The sequence below is a fragment of the Paeniglutamicibacter sp. NPDC012692 genome (assembly GCF_042901625.1).
Taxonomy (GTDB): domain Bacteria; phylum Actinomycetota; class Actinomycetes; order Actinomycetales; family Micrococcaceae; genus Paeniglutamicibacter.
Map to the genome: position 1 here is coordinate 1159906 of NZ_JBIBDE010000001.1, position 14996 is coordinate 1174901.

General features: G+C 69.5%; 14 protein-coding genes. 3 read left to right on the top strand and 11 right to left on the bottom strand.

Annotation, left to right across the window (positions count from 1 at the left end):
- Positions 1-31 precede the first annotated feature (31 nt).
- The 8 genes from hemL to hemE form a co-directional block, all read right to left on the bottom strand.
- Positions 32-1345 carry a glutamate-1-semialdehyde 2,1-aminomutase gene (gene hemL / locus ACFY5D_RS05280; RefSeq protein ID WP_387526010.1) on the bottom strand — a complete coding sequence of 438 codons (1314 nt, stop codon included), beginning with the start codon at positions 1343-1345 and terminating at the stop codon, positions 32-34.
- Positions 1345-2328, bottom strand: coding sequence for a porphobilinogen synthase (hemB, locus tag ACFY5D_RS05285; RefSeq protein ID WP_387526013.1), 984 nt, complete (start codon positions 2326-2328; stop codon positions 1345-1347). Before hemB ends, hemL begins: the two co-directional genes overlap by 1 nt.
- Positions 2329-2411: 83 nt before the next feature.
- Positions 2412-3272: a uroporphyrinogen-III synthase gene (locus ACFY5D_RS05290; protein WP_387526016.1), complete on the bottom strand. Its 861-nt coding sequence runs from the start codon at positions 3270-3272 to the stop codon at positions 2412-2414.
- Positions 3273-3277: 5 nt separating this feature from the next.
- Positions 3278-4252, bottom strand: coding sequence for a hydroxymethylbilane synthase (hemC, locus tag ACFY5D_RS05295; RefSeq protein WP_387526019.1), 975 nt, complete (start codon positions 4250-4252; stop codon positions 3278-3280).
- On the bottom strand, positions 4249-5454 hold the full coding sequence (locus ACFY5D_RS05300; protein WP_387526022.1) for a ferrochelatase: 1206 nt from the start codon (positions 5452-5454) through the stop codon (positions 4249-4251). The genes hemC and ACFY5D_RS05300 overlap by 4 nt, the downstream gene beginning before the upstream one ends.
- A complete protein-coding gene (gene hemQ, locus ACFY5D_RS05305) occupies positions 5451-6161 on the bottom strand; it encodes a hydrogen peroxide-dependent heme synthase (RefSeq protein WP_387526024.1) in 711 nt (236 codons plus the stop codon). Before hemQ ends, ACFY5D_RS05300 begins: the two co-directional genes overlap by 4 nt.
- A 102-nt stretch (positions 6162-6263) precedes the next feature.
- A complete protein-coding gene (locus ACFY5D_RS05310) occupies positions 6264-7898 on the bottom strand; it encodes an FAD-dependent oxidoreductase (RefSeq protein WP_387526027.1) in 1635 nt (544 codons plus the stop codon).
- Positions 7899-8019: 121 nt separating this feature from the next.
- Positions 8020-9090 (bottom strand): uroporphyrinogen decarboxylase, encoded by a 1071-nt coding sequence (gene hemE / locus ACFY5D_RS05315; protein WP_387526030.1) that lies wholly within the window; start codon positions 9088-9090, stop codon positions 8020-8022.
- A gap of 136 nt (positions 9091-9226) precedes the next feature.
- On the opposite strand from hemE, the gene ACFY5D_RS05320 reads away from it, so the two are divergent.
- Positions 9227-10564, top strand: coding sequence for a glutamyl-tRNA reductase (locus ACFY5D_RS05320; protein WP_387526033.1), 1338 nt, complete (start codon positions 9227-9229; stop codon positions 10562-10564).
- 182 nt (positions 10565-10746) lie between these two features.
- On the opposite strand, the gene ACFY5D_RS05325 is transcribed toward ACFY5D_RS05320, so the two are convergent.
- Both ACFY5D_RS05325 and moeB read right to left on the bottom strand, forming a co-directional pair.
- Positions 10747-11700 carry an SH3 domain-containing protein gene (locus tag ACFY5D_RS05325; RefSeq protein ID WP_387526036.1) on the bottom strand — a complete coding sequence of 318 codons (954 nt, stop codon included), beginning with the start codon at positions 11698-11700 and terminating at the stop codon, positions 10747-10749.
- A 257-nt stretch (positions 11701-11957) separates the two neighbouring features.
- Positions 11958-13193 (bottom strand): molybdopterin-synthase adenylyltransferase MoeB, encoded by a 1236-nt coding sequence (gene moeB / locus ACFY5D_RS05330; protein WP_387526039.1) that lies wholly within the window; start codon positions 13191-13193, stop codon positions 11958-11960.
- A gap of 159 nt (positions 13194-13352) precedes the next feature.
- Between moeB and ACFY5D_RS05335 the strand changes: the two genes are divergently transcribed.
- Together ACFY5D_RS05335 and ACFY5D_RS05340 are read left to right on the top strand one after the other, a co-directional pair.
- Positions 13353-13934 carry a TetR/AcrR family transcriptional regulator gene (locus ACFY5D_RS05335; RefSeq protein ID WP_387527574.1) on the top strand — a complete coding sequence of 194 codons (582 nt, stop codon included), beginning with the start codon at positions 13353-13355 and terminating at the stop codon, positions 13932-13934.
- A 69-nt stretch (positions 13935-14003) separates the two neighbouring features.
- On the top strand, positions 14004-14225 hold the full coding sequence (locus tag ACFY5D_RS05340) for a DUF3107 domain-containing protein (RefSeq protein ID WP_387526042.1): 222 nt from the start codon (positions 14004-14006) through the stop codon (positions 14223-14225).
- An 89-nt stretch (positions 14226-14314) separates the two neighbouring features.
- On the opposite strand, the gene ACFY5D_RS05345 is transcribed toward ACFY5D_RS05340, so the two are convergent.
- Positions 14315-14989: a 4a-hydroxytetrahydrobiopterin dehydratase gene (locus ACFY5D_RS05345; protein WP_387526045.1), complete on the bottom strand. Its 675-nt coding sequence runs from the start codon at positions 14987-14989 to the stop codon at positions 14315-14317.
- Positions 14990-14996 lie beyond the last annotated feature (7 nt).

Sequence of the window (14996 nt, forward strand, 5' to 3'; positions counted from 1 at the left end):
GGTTCGACCGGCGGCGATCAGCCTGCGGAACCTAGACCGCCGGGGTCGCTGCGGCGGCGGCGCGTGCCGCGGCCGGGAGCGCCGCGAAGATCTTGTCCATGGCCTCGTCGTCGTGGGCCGAGGACAGGAACCAGGCCTCGAAGACGCTCGGCGGCAGGTAGATGCCCGACTCCAGCATCGAGTGGAAGAACGGTGCGTAGCGGTAGGCTTCCTGCGCCTGCGCCTGCTCGTAGTTGTGCACGCCGTGCTCCGAGGTGCCGAAGGCGACGGAGAACAGGTTGCCGGCGCGCTGGATCGAGTGGTCGACGCCCGCGTCGTTCAGCGCGGAGGCCAGCGCGGCCTGCAGCTCCAGTGACTTCGCGTCGATGTGCGCGTAGACCTCCGGGGTTGCGTGGGTCAGCTGGGCGATGCCGGCGGCCATGGCCACCGGGTTGCCCGAGAGCGTGCCGGCCTGGTAGACCGGGCCCAGCGGGGCCAGGTAGTCCATGACCTCGGCGCGGCCGCCGAGCGCGGCGGTGGGCAGGCCGCCGCCGATGACCTTGCCGAAGGTGTAGAGGTCCGGGGTCCAGCCCTCGGTGCGGCCGGTCAGGCCCCAGTATCCGGCGTCGGAGGCGCGGAAGCCGGTGAGCACCTCGTCCAGGATCAGCAGCGCGCCGTTGGCGCGGGTGGTCTCGGCCAGGAACTTGTTGAAGCCCGGTTCCGGGGTGACGACGCCCATGTTGCAGGGTGCCGATTCGGTGATGACGGCGGCGATGTTGGCACCGTGCTCGGCGAACGCGGCGGCGATCGCCTCGCGGTCGTTGTACGGCAGCACCAGGGTCTCGGCGGCGGTCGCGGCGGTGACGCCGGCGGAGCCGGGCAGCGCCAGGGTGGCCAGGCCGGAGCCGGCGGCGGCCAGCAGGCCGTCGAGGTGGCCGTGGTAGCAGCCGGCGAACTTCACGATCAGGTCGCGGCCGGTGTAGCCGCGGGCCAGGCGCACCGCGGTCATGGTCGCCTCGGTGCCGGTGGAGACCATGCGCATGCGCTCGACGCCGCCGACGCGGCCCATCACCAGGGCGGCGAGCTTGCCCTCGTCGGGCGTGGAGGCCCCGAAGGACAGGCCGCGGTCGACGGCAGCGTGCACGGCGTCCTGGATGGCCGGGTGCGCGTGGCCCAGCAGGGCCGGGCCCCACGAGCAGACCAGGTCCACGTAGGAGTTCCCGTCGGCATCGGTCAGGTAGGCGCCCTTGGCACCGACCATGAACGGGGGCACGCCGCCGACCGAGCCGAAGGCGCGCACCGGGGAGTTCACCCCGCCGGGCATGAGCTTCTGGGCGGTGGCGAAGAGTTCTGCGGAGCTGGTCATTACTTTCCTTCTTTCAGCCACTGGGCGAGTTCACTGGCCCAGTAGGTCAACACGGTGTCGGCACCGGCGCGGCGGATACCCAGGACGGATTCGGTGATGGCGGCGCGGCGGTCGATCCAGCCGTTGGCGGCGGCGGCCTCGATCATCGCGTACTCGCCGGAGATCTGGTAGGCGGAGACCGGGACCGGGGACATGGCGGCGACGTCGGCCAGCACGTCCAGGTAGCTCATGGCCGGCTTGACCATGACCATGTCGGCGCCCTCGGCCAGGTCGAGCTCGACCTCGATTAGCGCCTCACGGCGGTTGGCGGCGTCCATCTGGTAGGTGCGGCGGTCGCCCTTGAGCTGGGAGTCGACGGCCTCGCGGAACGGGCCGTAGAACGCGGAGGCGTACTTGGCGGCGTAGGCCAGGATCGAGACGTCCTGGTGGCCGGCGTCGTCCAGGGCCTGGCGGATGACTGCGACCTGGCCGTCCATCATGCCCGAGGGGCCGAGCATGTGGGCGCCCGCCTCAGCCTGCGCGACGGCCATGCGGCCGTAGATCTCCAGCGTGGCGTCGTTGTCCACGTTGCCCTTGGCGTCCAGCACGCCGCAGTGGCCGTGGTCGGTGAACTCGTCCAGGCAGACGTCGGACATGATGACCAGCTCGTCGCCGACCTCCGCGCGCACGGCCTCGATGCCGCGGTTCAGGATGCCGTTCGGGTCGGTGCCGGCGCTGCCCATGGCGTCGCGGGTCTCCGGGATGCCGAAGAGCATGATGCCGCCCAGGCCCAGCTCGACGGCCTCCGCGGCGGCGGCCTTGAGTGTGTCCAGGGTGTGCTGCACGACGCCGGGCATGGAGGTGATCGGGTTGGGCTCGGTGAGGCCCTCGCGCACGAACGCGGGCAGGATCAGCTGCTGCGGGGCCAGGGTCAGCTCGGCGGCGAGTCGGCGCATGGCGGGGGTGGTGCGCAGGCGGCGGGGCCTGCGGGACGGGAATGACATTCTGGCTCCTTGTGAAGCTCGGGGTTGTTCACGTTCGGTGGTGTTCAAGTTCTGGGAATTCAGGTTCGCGGGCGGCCGGGTCGCTAGCCGCTTCGGGAGGCCGCCAGCGCGGCTTCCCAGGCGGCGATCATGCCCGCGGGGGTGGGCATGGCCGCGACGGCGGCGGGGACGAATCCGCGCTCGCGCAGGCGCGCCGCGGTGCTGTCCCCGATCGCGACCAGGTCCGGCGCGGCTCCCGGTGCGGGTGCCACGGCCAGGAAACGGTCGACCGTGCTCGGGGAGGTGAAGAAGACCGCGTCGATGCCGGGCAGGGCCGCCGCAAGCTCGGCGGCGTCCAGCAATCGGCAGCCGGGCGGCAGGTCCGCGTCCGCTTGGTTCGAGCCGGCAGGGTCCAGCGCGCGGGCGGGGTCCGCGGGCGCCGCAACGGTGTTGTAGGCGACCACGATGTGCGCGTCCCACCCGTGGGCGGCGAACCCGTCGCGCAGCGTGGAGGAGGCGATGTCCGCCTGCGGCATGAACACGCTCGCCGGGCCGGCACGCAGGGCGCACCATTCGGCGAGCATGCCGCGGGCCGAGTGGTCGGCCGCCGGCATGAAGTCGACGGTCGCGCCGAGCTCGCGCACGGCCCGCGCCGTCGCCTCGCCGACGACGGCGATGCGGGTGGCGGCCGGCATGGCCGGTGCCAGGCCCAGGGCCCGGGCGCGCAGGGCCAGCGCGGTGAGCGTGTTGACGGAGGTGAACACGCACCAGTCGAACTCGCCGGCCAGCAGCCGGCGCAGGCCGGCATCCAGTTCCGCGGTGTCGGCGGGCAGCTCGAAGTCGATGAGCCGGCACAGCGCGGTGCGCGCCCCGCGCTCGCGCAGCGCGGCGATCGTGGCGGCTGCCCGATCGGCGCTGCGCAGCAGCAGGACGGTGCGCCCCGCCAACACCCCGGGAATGGACATGGCCGCTAGAGCCCCGCCAACGCCGCCGCGCCCTCGCGCAGCAGCTGCTCGGCCAGGGCGACGCCCAGGGCGTACGCCCCGTCGACCGTGAGGTCCCGGGTGTTCGCGGAACGGCGCATGGTGTCCGAACCGTCGGGGGCGCAGGCCACCGAGTCGAGCACCAGAGTGTCCCCCGAGACGCGGGCCAGCGCGCCGATGGGCGCGGCGCAGCCGGCCTCCAGGCGGGCCAGCAGCGCGCGTTCGGCGGTGACGGCCAGGCGGGTGTCGTGGTCGTCGAGCGTGGCAAGCGCCGCGTCGACCGCGGCGTTCGAGCTGCCCGCGGCACGGACCTCGACGGCCAGCGAGCCCTGCCCGGGAGCCGGGAGCATGATCTCCGGGTCCAGGTACTCGGTGATGTGGGATTCCAGGCCCAGGCGCTCCAGACCGGCCGCGGCCAGGATGACCGCGTCCAGGTCGCCCTGGGCGGTGCGCCCCACCCCCCCGTCGTCGGCCTGCGCGGGCGAGCCCTTGACCCGGCCCAGCCGGGTGCCGACGTTGCCGCGGATGTCGACGATCTTCAGGTCGGGGCGGAAGGCCAGCAGCTGGGCGGCGCGGCGCGGCGAGCCGGTGCCGACGGTCGCGCCCTCGGGCAACTCTGCCAGGAACAGCCCGTCGCGGGCGCACAGCGCGTCGCGCACGTCGGCGCGCTTGGGGGTTGCGGCGATGACCAGGCCCTCGGGCTGGGTCGTCGGCAGGTCCTTGAGCGAGTGCACGGCCAGGTCGCATGCGCCGGTGAGCAGCGCCTGGCGCAGCGCCGCGGCGAACACGCCGGTGCCGCCGAGCTGTGAGAGCGGCCCGGTGGTCACGTCGCCCTCGGTCTTGACCAGGACGGTTTCGATCTCGATGCCGGCCAGCGCCTCGAGCTCCGCGGCCACGTGCCCGGTCTGGGTGGTGGCCAGCGCGGAGCCGCGGGTGCCGATGCGGAAGGGTGCCTGGGTCATGGCGACGGCACCCCGACCTCGGAGTCGACGGCGGCGATGGTCGGCTTGACGGTGCCGTCGCGCATGACCTTGGCGCAGCAGTTGGGCCGGCAGACGTCGAACCACGGACCCAGCGCGGCCACCGAGTCGCGGCCGGGCTTCAGCGCGTTCCCGTCGGCACCGGCAACACGCTCGCTGACCAGGTCGATCATGCCGGAGATGAACTTGGCGTGGGTCCCGGGGGTGGGCACGCGGTGGAAGGCCAGGCCGAGCTCGGCGCAGGTGTCCTTCGCCTCGGTGTCCAGGTCCCAGAGGACCTCCATGTGGTCGGAGACGAAGCCGATGGGCACCACCACGACGCCGGCAACGCCGGCGGCCTTGTACTCCTCCAGGGCGTCGTTGATGTCCGGCTCGAGCCACGGGATGTGCGGGGCGCCGGAGCGCGACTGGAAGACCAGCGTGTGCTCCAGCCCGGCCGCGGCGGGCACGCCGGCGAGGATCGCGTCGGCGACGGCAAGGTGCTGGGCCGTGTAGAGGTCGGTGTCCAGGTTTGCGACGAGGTCGCGCGGGCCCGCCGCCTCGGCGTCGGACGTCGGGATGGAGTGGGTGACGAAGACGATCTTGATTTCGCCCTCCGGGTTCCCGGCCTGCGCCAGCTGCTCGCGCACGTCGGCCAGCGAGTCCGCCAGGCCGTCCATGAACGGGGTGACGAATGCGGGGGTGTCGAAGTACTGGCGCACCTTGTCCACCTCGAGCTTGCCCTCGAGGCCGGTGTCGCGCAGGGCCTCGCCGAGGTCCTCGCGGTACTGGCGGCAGCTCGAGTAGCCGGAGTAGGCGCTGGTGGAGAGCATGAGCACCTTGCGGTGGCCCTCGGCGTACATCCGCTCGACGGTTTCCGGGATGTAGGGCGCCCAGTTGCGGTTGCCCCAGTAGACCGGCAGGTCGATGCCGCGGGCGGCCAGCTCGGCCTCAAGGGCAGCCTTCAGCGCGCGGTTCTGCGCGTTGATCGGCGAAACGCCGCCGTTCTTGCGGTAGTGGTGGGACACCTCCTCGAGGCGCTCGTCCGGGATGCCGCGGCCGGCGGTGACGTTGCGCAGGAACGGGATCACGTCGTCCTGTCCCTCGGGCCCGCCGAAGGATGCCAGCAGGATCGCGTCGTAGGCCTTGGGGGCCATTACGCCGTTCTCGTCGTAGCCGACGCGCGGGTCGAAGGCCTGGCTCATCGCAGGACCTCGGCGACCTCGGCGGTGGAGATGCGTCGGCCGGTGTAGAACGGGGTTTCCTCGCGCACGTGGTTGCGGGCCTCGGTGTAGCGCAGGTGGCGCATCATGTCGACGAGGTCGATCATGTCCGGGGCCTCGAGGCAGATCTGCCATTCGTAGTCGCTGAAGGAGAAGGCGGCGACGGTGTTGGCAAGCACCATCGGGAACTCGCGGCCCAGGATGCCGTGGTCGCGCAGCATCTTTCCGCGGTCCTTCGGGTCGAGCAGGTACCAGTCGTTGGTGCGCACGAACGGGTAGACGGTCATCCAGGCTTCCGGTGCGACGCCGCGGGCGAAGGCCGGCGAGTGGTCCTTGGCGAACTCGGCCTCGCGGTGCACGCCCATGGTCGAGTAGACGACCGAGGTCTCGGCGAAGAGGAACGAGCGGCGGACCTTGCGCAGCGCGGCCTGCAGGGACTCGGCGGTGGCGCCGTGCATCCAGATCATCACGTCGGCGTCCTCGCGCATGCCCGAGACGTCGTAGGTGCCGCGCACGGTCACGCCCTCGGCGGCGAGCTCCGCGACCAGCGCGTCGAAGGCCTCGACGCCCTCGGTGCGGTCCAGGTCGGAGTCGCGCTTGAAGATGGTCCACAGGGTGTAGTACATCGTGGCGTCGCCCGCGGCCTCGCGGTCGCGGATCACTGGCGAATTGCTCTCAACTGCACTCATGATGATTCTTCTGCTTTCTCTGCGGTTCTTCGCACGTGAAGGCGAAGAGGCTGTTTCTTCTCTGGTCTGAAGTCTGTCGTGGAAGTCTGTTGCGGTCCGGCGCTAGCTGGCGCTGATGCGCAGGCGCCTGCGGGTGTCGGCCACCACGGCCGCCAGCCCGGTCCCCGAGAGCCAGGCGCCGACGACCTCGAGTCCCGGGGTCGCGTCCGCGCGCTCGCGGATCGCGGCGACCCGGGCCGCGTGCCCCGTCGTCGCGAACGGCAGCGCGCCCGAGTAGCGCACCACGTCGAAGCCCAGCACGTCGCCGGCCGTGATGTCCAGGCCCAGCAGGGTGGAGGCGTCCTGCAGCGCCGCGGCCCGCAGCGACTCGTCGTCCGCGTTGGCCAGCGAACCGGCCACGTCGTTCAGGCGTCCGTAGGACAGGCGCAGCACGTGGGAGCCGGGCCCGGACTCGTCGCCCAGCCACTGCCACTTGGCCGTGCCGTGGGTCAGCGCCTTCGCCCCGACGGTGTCCACGGTCGGGGCGACCAGCAGGCCGGTGCCGCGCGGGGCGTCGTCGAGCTCGGGCTTGTCTATGACAAGTGTCACCAGCGAGATTCCTGCGCCCGGGGCCGGGCGGTGGTCTGCGAATGCGGGGTCGATGCCCGCCAGCAGGTCCGTGGCGATCTCGCCGGGGGTCGCGATGACCACGCGGGAGAAGTATGCGGGCTCGGCCGGTTCGGCGCCGGCCTCGGCATCTGGCCTGGTGCCGGCGGCAAGCCGCAGCTCGAAGGCCCGCGCCGGGTCCTCGCCCCCGGCGTTGTGGTGCACCGAGGCGACGGGCGTCCCCGGCAGCAGCACCACGTTCGCGGCGCGCAGGTCCTTCAGCAGGGCCGCGGTGAGCCTGTTCATGCCGCCGACGATCGAGGCAACGGCGGAGCCCGCCGGGGCCGCCGCACGCATGGCGGCCACGGCCCTGGCCAGCGAACCGTGCTTGAGCACCGCCGCGCGCAGGCCCGGGGCGATCGCGTCGACGTCAAGGGCGTCCGGGTCGGCCGAGTGCACGCCGGAAACCACCGGCGTGACCAGGTTTTCCAGCACCGCGGTGCCCATCCGGGAGCGCACCAGCGCGCCGAGGGAGAGCTCGCCCTCCAGCAGCTTCCTGGAGACCGGGGTGATCAGGTCCGCCGCCGCGCGCAGGGCTCCTGCGCGTCCCACGGCGCTGCGCACCTCCTCGGCCCACGGGTCCCCGGGGATGCCCAGGATGCCGGTGGCCGGCAGCGGCTGGGCTGCGGATTCGCTGCCGCGCTTGAGGTACAGCCAGGCGCCGCCGGGCTGCGGGGTGACGATGTCCTCGCCCAGCCCGAGTTCGGCCAGCAGGTCGGCGACCGCGGTGGAGCGGGTGGCGAAGGATTCGGCGCCGGCGTCGAGCACCAGGCCCGCGACCTCGTGGGCGCGCACACAGCCGCCGAACTCCGCGGAGGCCTCGTAGACCGTGACCGCGTGCCCGCTCCCGGCAAGTTCGCGGGCCGCGACCAGCCCGGCGATGCCGCCGCCGATGACGGCCGCATGCGGCCCGGCCGGGGCCTTGGGCTCGGCGGAGCGGTGCTCGCCCGCGCGGGCGCGATGCAGCAGGCGCATGGCGTGTGCCGCGGCGTTCGATGCCACGGGTGCACGCTTGGCCTTGGGCGCCGCGCCTGGTTCCTGGCTCGCCGATGCGGCGTTGGAGGCGGGCTGCTCTGGTGCGTCTGGCTGCATGATCTCTTCCTGGAGACGGGGGTTGCCCCTCCGCCTTCCCCGCCCCTTCCCGCCGCGGCCCAAGGGCGTCGCTGCGGGGTTTTCCGGAACGGGGAAAGCGGATGCGGGCTGTGTTTCTAGCTTAACGTGCTATCGGGGCGATCGAGTGGATGAGTTCCACCACACGGGTCAGCGTCTCCGGGTTGGTGTCCGGCGGCACGCCGTGGCCGAGGTTGGCCACGTGGCCCGGGGCGCTGTCGCCGGCGGCGAGCACCTCGCGCACGTGTGCCTCGAGCACCTCCCACGGCGCCTCGAGCAGCGCCGGGTCGATGTTGCCCTGCAGCGGGATGTCCCCGCCCAGTCGGCGGTTCGCCTCGTCCAGCGGCAGGCGGTAGTCGACGCCCATGACGTCGACGCCCACGTTGCGCATGGCGCCAAGCAGCTCGGAGGTGCCGGTGCCGAAGTGCACCAGCGGCACGTCCAGGTCGCGCACCGCGTCCAGGGCGCGGGCGGAGGACGGTGCCACGAAGTTGGTGTAGTCCGCCAGCGAGAGCGAACCGGCCCAGGAGTCGAAGAGCTGCCCGGCGGAGGCGCCGGCCTCGATCTGCGCGCGCAGGAACGCGCCGGAGGCATCGGCCGCCCAGTTGGCCAGCTCCTCCCAGACACCCGGCTCGGCGTGCATCATGGTGCGCGGGCCCAGGTGGTCGCGGGACGGGCGCCCCTCGACCATGTACGCGGCGACGGTGAAGGGGGCGCCGGCAAAGCCGATCAGCGGGGTGTTGCCCAGCTGCTCGACGGTCATCGCCACGGCCTCGCGGATCGGGTCAAGGGCGGCGTCGTCCATCTTGGGCAGCGCGCGCACGTCCGCGGCGGTGCGCACCGGCGAGGCCAGCACCGGGCCGACGCCCGGGACGATGTCGACCTCGACGCCCGCGAGCTTCAGCGGGATGACGATGTCGGAGAAGAAGATTCCGGCGTCGACGCCGTGGCGGCGCACCGGCTGCAGGGTGATTTCGGACGCCATGTCCGGGCGCAGGCACGATTCGAGCATCTGCGTGCCCTCGCGCAGCTTGCGGTACTCGGGCAGCGAGCGGCCGGCCTGGCGCATAAACCATACGGGGCGGCGGCTTGGGGTCTTGCCCCGGTAGGCGGAAATCAACGGCGACTCGGCGGTGCGACCGTCCATCATCGGGTGGTTCTGGCTCAACGTCATAATCATGATTGTGCCAAGTTGTTGCGCCGAATCGTAATCCGCACGCCCCGGGCGAACAAACGTGCCCCGGACCATATTGAAACCGATCAATACTCAGTTTTCTACGCGCAGTAGAAGCGCTACTATTGGAGGCACTGTGGTTTTACTATCTCTCGTTGCCTCTCATTCAGACATCGACCTCGAGACCGTGGCAAAGATCAGCGCCGACGCCTCCCAGGTCGCTTCCGTCGTGCTCGCTTCCGCCAGCCCCGTCGCCGGTGCCATCACGCTTGCCACCTGCAACCGCTACGAAATCTACTGCGAAGTCCCGCGTTCCGAGGACGTTCCCGCCGCCCGCTCTTCGGTGATCACCCAGATCGCCGCCAGCACCGGGCTGAGTGAGGAAACCGTCTCGACGGCGCTGATCTCCAAGACGGAGTCCGACGTCGTCTCCCACCTCTTCTCCGTGGGTGCCGGCCTGGATTCGGCCGTCATCGGGGAACGCGAAATCGCCGGACAGGTCCGCCGCGCCCTGAACGAGGCTCAGGCCTCCGGCACCGCCACGGGTTCGCTGGTCCGCCTCTTCCAGACCGCATCGCGCACCGCCAAGGAAGTCGGGTCGCGCACGGCACTGGGTTCGCGAGGCCTCTCGGTGGTCTCCGTGGCGCTGGACCTGGCCACCGACCTGAGCATCGACCCGTCGTGGGAGACCAAGAACATCGTCATCTTCGGCACCGGCGCCTACGCCGGGGCCACCATGTCGCTGTTGCGCGAGCGCAAGGCGCACAACATCTCGGTGTTCTCCGCCTCCGGCCGAGCCGAGGCCTTCGTCTCGACCCGCGGGGGCACCGCCCTCGACGAGGAATCCCTCGAGGAAGCCCTCGCGACCGCCGACATCCTGATCGGCTGCAGCGGCTCGGACCACCGCCTGATGCGCGACGACATCGCGGCGCTGGACCGCGGCGACCGCGCGCTGATCGCCATCGACCTGGCACTGACCAACGACTTCGACCCGAGCCTTGGCCAGCTGCCCGGCGTGGATCTGGTCAACCTCGAGTCCGTGCGCATGGCGGCCCCCGACGAACAGGCCCAGGCACTGCACCAGGCGCGCGAAATCGTGCAGGACGCGACCCACGCCTTCGCGCTCGAGCAGCGTGAACGTGCCGCCGACGCCGCGATCGTCGCACTGCGCAGGCACACCCAGTCCGTGCTCGAGGCCGAGGTGGAGAAGGTCCGTGCCCAGCACGGCTGCACCGCCGCGGCCGAGGAGGTCGAATTCGCAATGCGGCGCATGATGCGCCAGCTGCTGCACGTGCCGACGGTACGCGCCCGCGAACTCGCGGCCGAGGGCCGTGCCGGTGACTACATCGACGCCCTCGAGACCCTCTACGGCCTCGAGATCGAGCTGCCTGCGGCACCTGCGTCCAAGGGCGTCTGCCCCGCCGGCGCCTCCGGGGAGCCCGCCGCCGGCGAACCCCTGCGCCAGGTCGGCTAGACACCCTCCACATCGCTCCGAGCGCCGCACTGCCGTGGCGTTCCGGCCGCCCGGGCGGATTCCCGGCAGCACGTGCAAAGACACCGTGGGAGCCAACCCATCATCGGGTTGGCTCCCACGGTGTCTTTGCGTATGCGGCTTGTGGCGTCGCCGGCCCCTTTCAGGTTCCGGCGCCTGCGGGGCTATACCCCGGCGGGCCGCTTGCCCGCCAGCAGGGCGCTGGCAGCCTGGTTCTGGGCGGAGGTGCACTTGCCACGGTAACCGGCGATGTAGCTGTTGCCGTTGGGCAGCGTGCCCGTCCGCTTGGCACCCATCTTGTCGCTCATGCAGTCGGCCAGGTGTTCGATCCCGCGACCGTCACGACGTGGATTGATGCGGTCGGCAAATGCCGTCAGCTTTGCGAACCCCGAAGGGTAGACCGTGAACTGGAGGATGTGCGCGCATTCATGCAGGGCGACGGCCTTGATGTTTGCCGCGTCCGGGTCGTTGTTGCCGACTCGACTGAGCGTGATGCGTCGCGGGATTGATTCCGCGTAGTACTCGCCCTTGGTCTTGCTGACTCGCACCGGAATCGACGGGCAGTACTTGGCGATGTTTTGCTGGACCTTCTTGGACCAGGCAGCATCTGAATAAGACTTCTTTCCCGCGCCTGCGGCCGCGCTCAACGACGCGCCCTTGAGGTTCCGGGAGTCGACCCAACCGGTCTTCCCCTGGTACTGGACCTGGATCCACTTGTTCTTGTGGGCGTCGGTGAGGGTTCCCACGGTGTAGTCGCCGGGCAACGTCGCGAGCGTCTTGCCGGCTGCCGCTTGGGCGCGGAGCTTTGTGCCTCGCGTGGTGGTGTAGTTGGCAGCGGCCACGCGCTTGAGCTGGTTGGATTTCACCCACGCGTTCTTGCCGAAGAACTTGATTTGGGTGTGTCCCGCGGAAGTCTTGCCCGTCCCCCACACGGCGTACCCCTTGGATGCGGAACCGAGCCGCGCACCGCTGCTTTTGCCGGATCGCGGCGTGATGGATCCGGTCGTCACGAACCGTGGCTTGGAGGAGGTGACCGAGCTTTTCCCGGCAAGCTGCACCTCGCCCGGTTCGCCTGCCTGCACGGCATCCCGACCGGAGCCGTGGGCGTCGCCGCTCATTTGCCGGGATATTTCCGGCGGGGTGGGCAGTGCATTGATGCTTTGGGCCGCAAAGGGGGCCGGTGAGAGCGCCAATAAACTCACAAGTGCAAGTAAAAGAACTTTCATGGTGAACCTTAACCTCAGTGCCCTCCCCACAGAGCAACACTTCAGTATGTTCACCTCAGACTATGTGAACTTTATTCGTTTTGCATTATTTCTATGCACAATTCTTTCCACTATCGGGAACCCCACACGGGAAGCCCCGACTTGCGGCCTCAGTAGGCAGGAAGCGTCGTATCGACGTCGCGGATCCAGGCCAGAATCCCGCCCTCCAGATGCCGAACCTCCGGATACCCCTCGCCGCGCAGGAACCGCAAGACTTCGGCCGAACGACCCCCGGATTTGCAATGAAGAATGATTTCCAAATCCATGGGCAAGGTGATTTCACCCGAGAGAACCGCACCGCGGGGAGCCAGAACGGAACCGGGAATCGCGACTATTTCGTGTTCGCCGGGCTCTCGAACATCCACGAGGAGGAAATCCCTCGTCCCCGCCGCACGCTCGTCCAGCAGCGCGGCAAGTTCCGGTGCGCTGACGACTGCAGGGCCTTCCAGGCCCTCCGCCGAGGAGTTCCCTGCGGGGCCGGCGCAGAAGGCCTCGTAGCTGGGCAACAGCTCCTTGATTTCGGGCGCGCCCGGATCCGGTTCCAACCGGACTTCGCTCCAACGCATGTCCAGCGAGTCCAGGACCAGCAACCTGCCCAGGAGCGACTCCCCCACGCCGGTGATCAGCTTGATGGTTTCGGCAACCATGACGGAACCCACCTGGGCGCACAAGACGCCGAAGACCCCGCCCTCTGAACACGAGGGAACGGTTCCGGCCGGCGGCGGCGTGGGGTAGAGGTCCCGGTAGTTCGGCCCGAACTTGTCCCAAAACACGCTGACCTGGCCGTCGAAGCGCAGGATGGAACCCCACACGTAGGGTTTGCCGCACAACGCCGCCGCGTCATTGACCAGGTACCTGGTGGCGAAGTTGTCGGTGCCGTCAAGAATGACGTCGTACTGGGCAAACAGTTCCAGGACGTTCTCTACATCCAGACGGTGGGAATGCAGGTTCACGGTGACCAGCGGATTCAGCTCGCGGATGCGGTCGGCTGCCGATTCGGTCTTGAGCCGGCCGACCGAAGACATGGCGTGGATGACCTGGCGTTGCAGGTTGCTGACGTCGACCACGTCGTCGTCGATGATCCCGATGGTTCCGACGCCGGCGGCGGCAAGATAGAGCAGGGCGGGCGATCCGAGTCCCCCGGCGCCGATGACCAGGACCTTGGCGTTCTTGAGGCGGCGCTGGCCGACCATCCCGATCTCCGGGATGATGATCTGCCGCGAATAGCGCATCCGTTCCTCGGCATCGAGTTCGGATCCGGGCTCCACGAGCGGCCCGGGCCTCGGCCCCGGCCGGCGTGCCGGGGACGTGCCGGCTGAAATGGTTGTCGGCTCGTTGGGTTCCATGGAAACACCATAGCCCCGCAGAGGCGGCAGTGCGGTACTCTTTCCACTTCGTTACCCGAGAGTAGACTTGCACGAGAGTCCGCCGCATCCGACAGCGGACTGCACCTCGAAAGGGCCGATGTGACCACTCCCCCCAGCCGTGGCGTTCGTACGCAGCGGATGCCGCGCGAGGCCCGCCGCCGCCAGCTGTTGCAGGCCGCGCACCAGGTATTCGTCTCCCACGGTTTCCACGGTGCCTCGATGGATGAAATCGCCGAAGTCGCCGAAGTCTCCAAGCCCGTGCTCTACCAGCACTTCCCCGGCAAGCGCGAGCTCTACATTGCGCTGCTGGACCAGCACATGGATGAGTTCAGTGCATTGCTGCAGCAGGCGATGACCTCGACCAACGACAACAAGCTGCGCGTGCGGGCCACAATCCACGCGTACTACGAGTTCATCGCCCGCGATTCCCAGGCGTTCCGGCTCATTTTCGAATCCGACCTGCTCAACGACGAGGAGATCGGCGGGCGCATTGAGGCGTTCAACGCCAAGTTCGCCCTTGGCATCGCCGAGATCATCGCCGAGGACACCAACCTCCCCCCTGGCCAGGCGGTGCTCATGGGCCGTGCCCTGGCCGGGATGGCACAGGTGTCGGCACGTTACTGGGTGGATCTGCGCGATGAAGTGAGCATGGAGGAGGCCAGCAAATTGGTCTCGCGTTTAGCTTGGCGCGGAATCGGTCGCTTCCCCAAAGAATCCTGAAGTAAGTTCGGATCAGAAGTTTCTCGGTGTCAGTGGGCACCGACGTACGCAAAAACCAGGAAGGCCACCATGGACGTTCGCATTGGAATTCAGAATGTTGCCCGCGAGATCGTAATCGAGTCTGCCGAAAACGCGGAAGAGTTGGCCCAGCGTGTCTCGGACGCCCTGAGCGCCGGCGGAGAATTGCGCCTCACCGATTCCAAGGGCCGCCTCATGCTGGTTCCCGTCGCGGGCATCGCCTACGTTGAGATCGGCGTGGAGGAATCCCGCCGCGTGGGCTTCGCGCACTAGTCTCGATTAAGCCCGGGGCGCCGGGTCCGCATTCCAGATGGAGTGCGGACCCGGCGCCCTTTGCTCTTAAGCCGTGTGCGGGGACGCTGCTACGCGTCGAAGGTCTCGCCGGGGACCTCGGGCTCGGCACACAGGCACATGCGATTCCCGTCGGGGTCCGTGTACACCACCCAGCTCGGCGCGTGGGTCGAGTCGCCCTCGCCTGCCACCGGAAGCATTTTCTCGCGGGCGGCATCGAATTCCGAACGAGCGACCAGTTTGTCGATGTGGAACCTGTTGGCGTTTGGCGTTGGGGTTTCCTGGAACCACAGCGGCGGGTTGCGGCGCTCCGGATCCACGAGGTCGCCGTCCCGGCCCTTGCGGTAGCCCATCGTCGCGGACCAGAAGGCCTCGAGTTTCGCGGGGTCCTGGGCGTCGATGGCCAGGGTCACGTCCTGGTGCCGGTGCGGGACGGCAATGGCCCCGGAATCGGCGGCGGCGAATTCCAGCAACGTGGCCAGCTCGATGTCGCGCGGCGTGACCTCCCCGCCGACGTCGTGCGAGGTGGTGGTCAGGAAGATGGTGTTCCACCGCCAGTCGACATCGGGGTGGTGGCCCAGGTGCTCGGCCGCCTCAGCGACGATCGCCAGGAAATCCACCGCCTCCCGGGAGGTCGCGAACGACCACGCGCACACCAGCGTTCCCATGCGCTCGCGCCACGACGGAAGTTCCTTCAGCGCGCGGGCGATCTCGTATCCATCCAGGACGTGTTGAGGTGAATCCATCGTCGTT

Coding starts and splice junctions, on each gene's coding strand:
- hemQ (WP_387526024.1), bottom strand. CDS start 6,161: ATGAGTGCAGTTGAGAGCAATTCGCCAGTGATCCGCGACCGCGAGGCC.
- moeB (WP_387526039.1), bottom strand. CDS start 13,193: ATGGAACCCAACGAGCCGACAACCATTTCAGCCGGCACGTCCCCGGCA.
- hemC (WP_387526019.1), bottom strand. CDS start 4,252: ATGACCCAGGCACCCTTCCGCATCGGCACCCGCGGCTCCGCGCTGGCC.
- ACFY5D_RS05290 (WP_387526016.1), bottom strand. CDS start 3,272: ATGTCCATTCCCGGGGTGTTGGCGGGGCGCACCGTCCTGCTGCTGCGC.
- hemL (WP_387526010.1), bottom strand. CDS start 1,345: ATGACCAGCTCCGCAGAACTCTTCGCCACCGCCCAGAAGCTCATGCCC.
- ACFY5D_RS05340 (WP_387526042.1), top strand. CDS start 14,004: ATGGACGTTCGCATTGGAATTCAGAATGTTGCCCGCGAGATCGTAATC.
- ACFY5D_RS05310 (WP_387526027.1), bottom strand. CDS start 7,898: ATGCAGCCAGACGCACCAGAGCAGCCCGCCTCCAACGCCGCATCGGCG.
- hemE (WP_387526030.1), bottom strand. CDS start 9,090: ATGACGTTGAGCCAGAACCACCCGATGATGGACGGTCGCACCGCCGAG.
- ACFY5D_RS05345 (WP_387526045.1), bottom strand. CDS start 14,989: ATGGATTCACCTCAACACGTCCTGGATGGATACGAGATCGCCCGCGCG.
- hemB (WP_387526013.1), bottom strand. CDS start 2,328: ATGTCATTCCCGTCCCGCAGGCCCCGCCGCCTGCGCACCACCCCCGCC.
- ACFY5D_RS05300 (WP_387526022.1), bottom strand. CDS start 5,454: ATGAGCCAGGCCTTCGACCCGCGCGTCGGCTACGACGAGAACGGCGTA.
- ACFY5D_RS05335 (WP_387527574.1), top strand. CDS start 13,353: ATGCCGCGCGAGGCCCGCCGCCGCCAGCTGTTGCAGGCCGCGCACCAG.
- ACFY5D_RS05325 (WP_387526036.1), bottom strand. CDS start 11,700: ATGAGCGGCGACGCCCACGGCTCCGGTCGGGATGCCGTGCAGGCAGGC.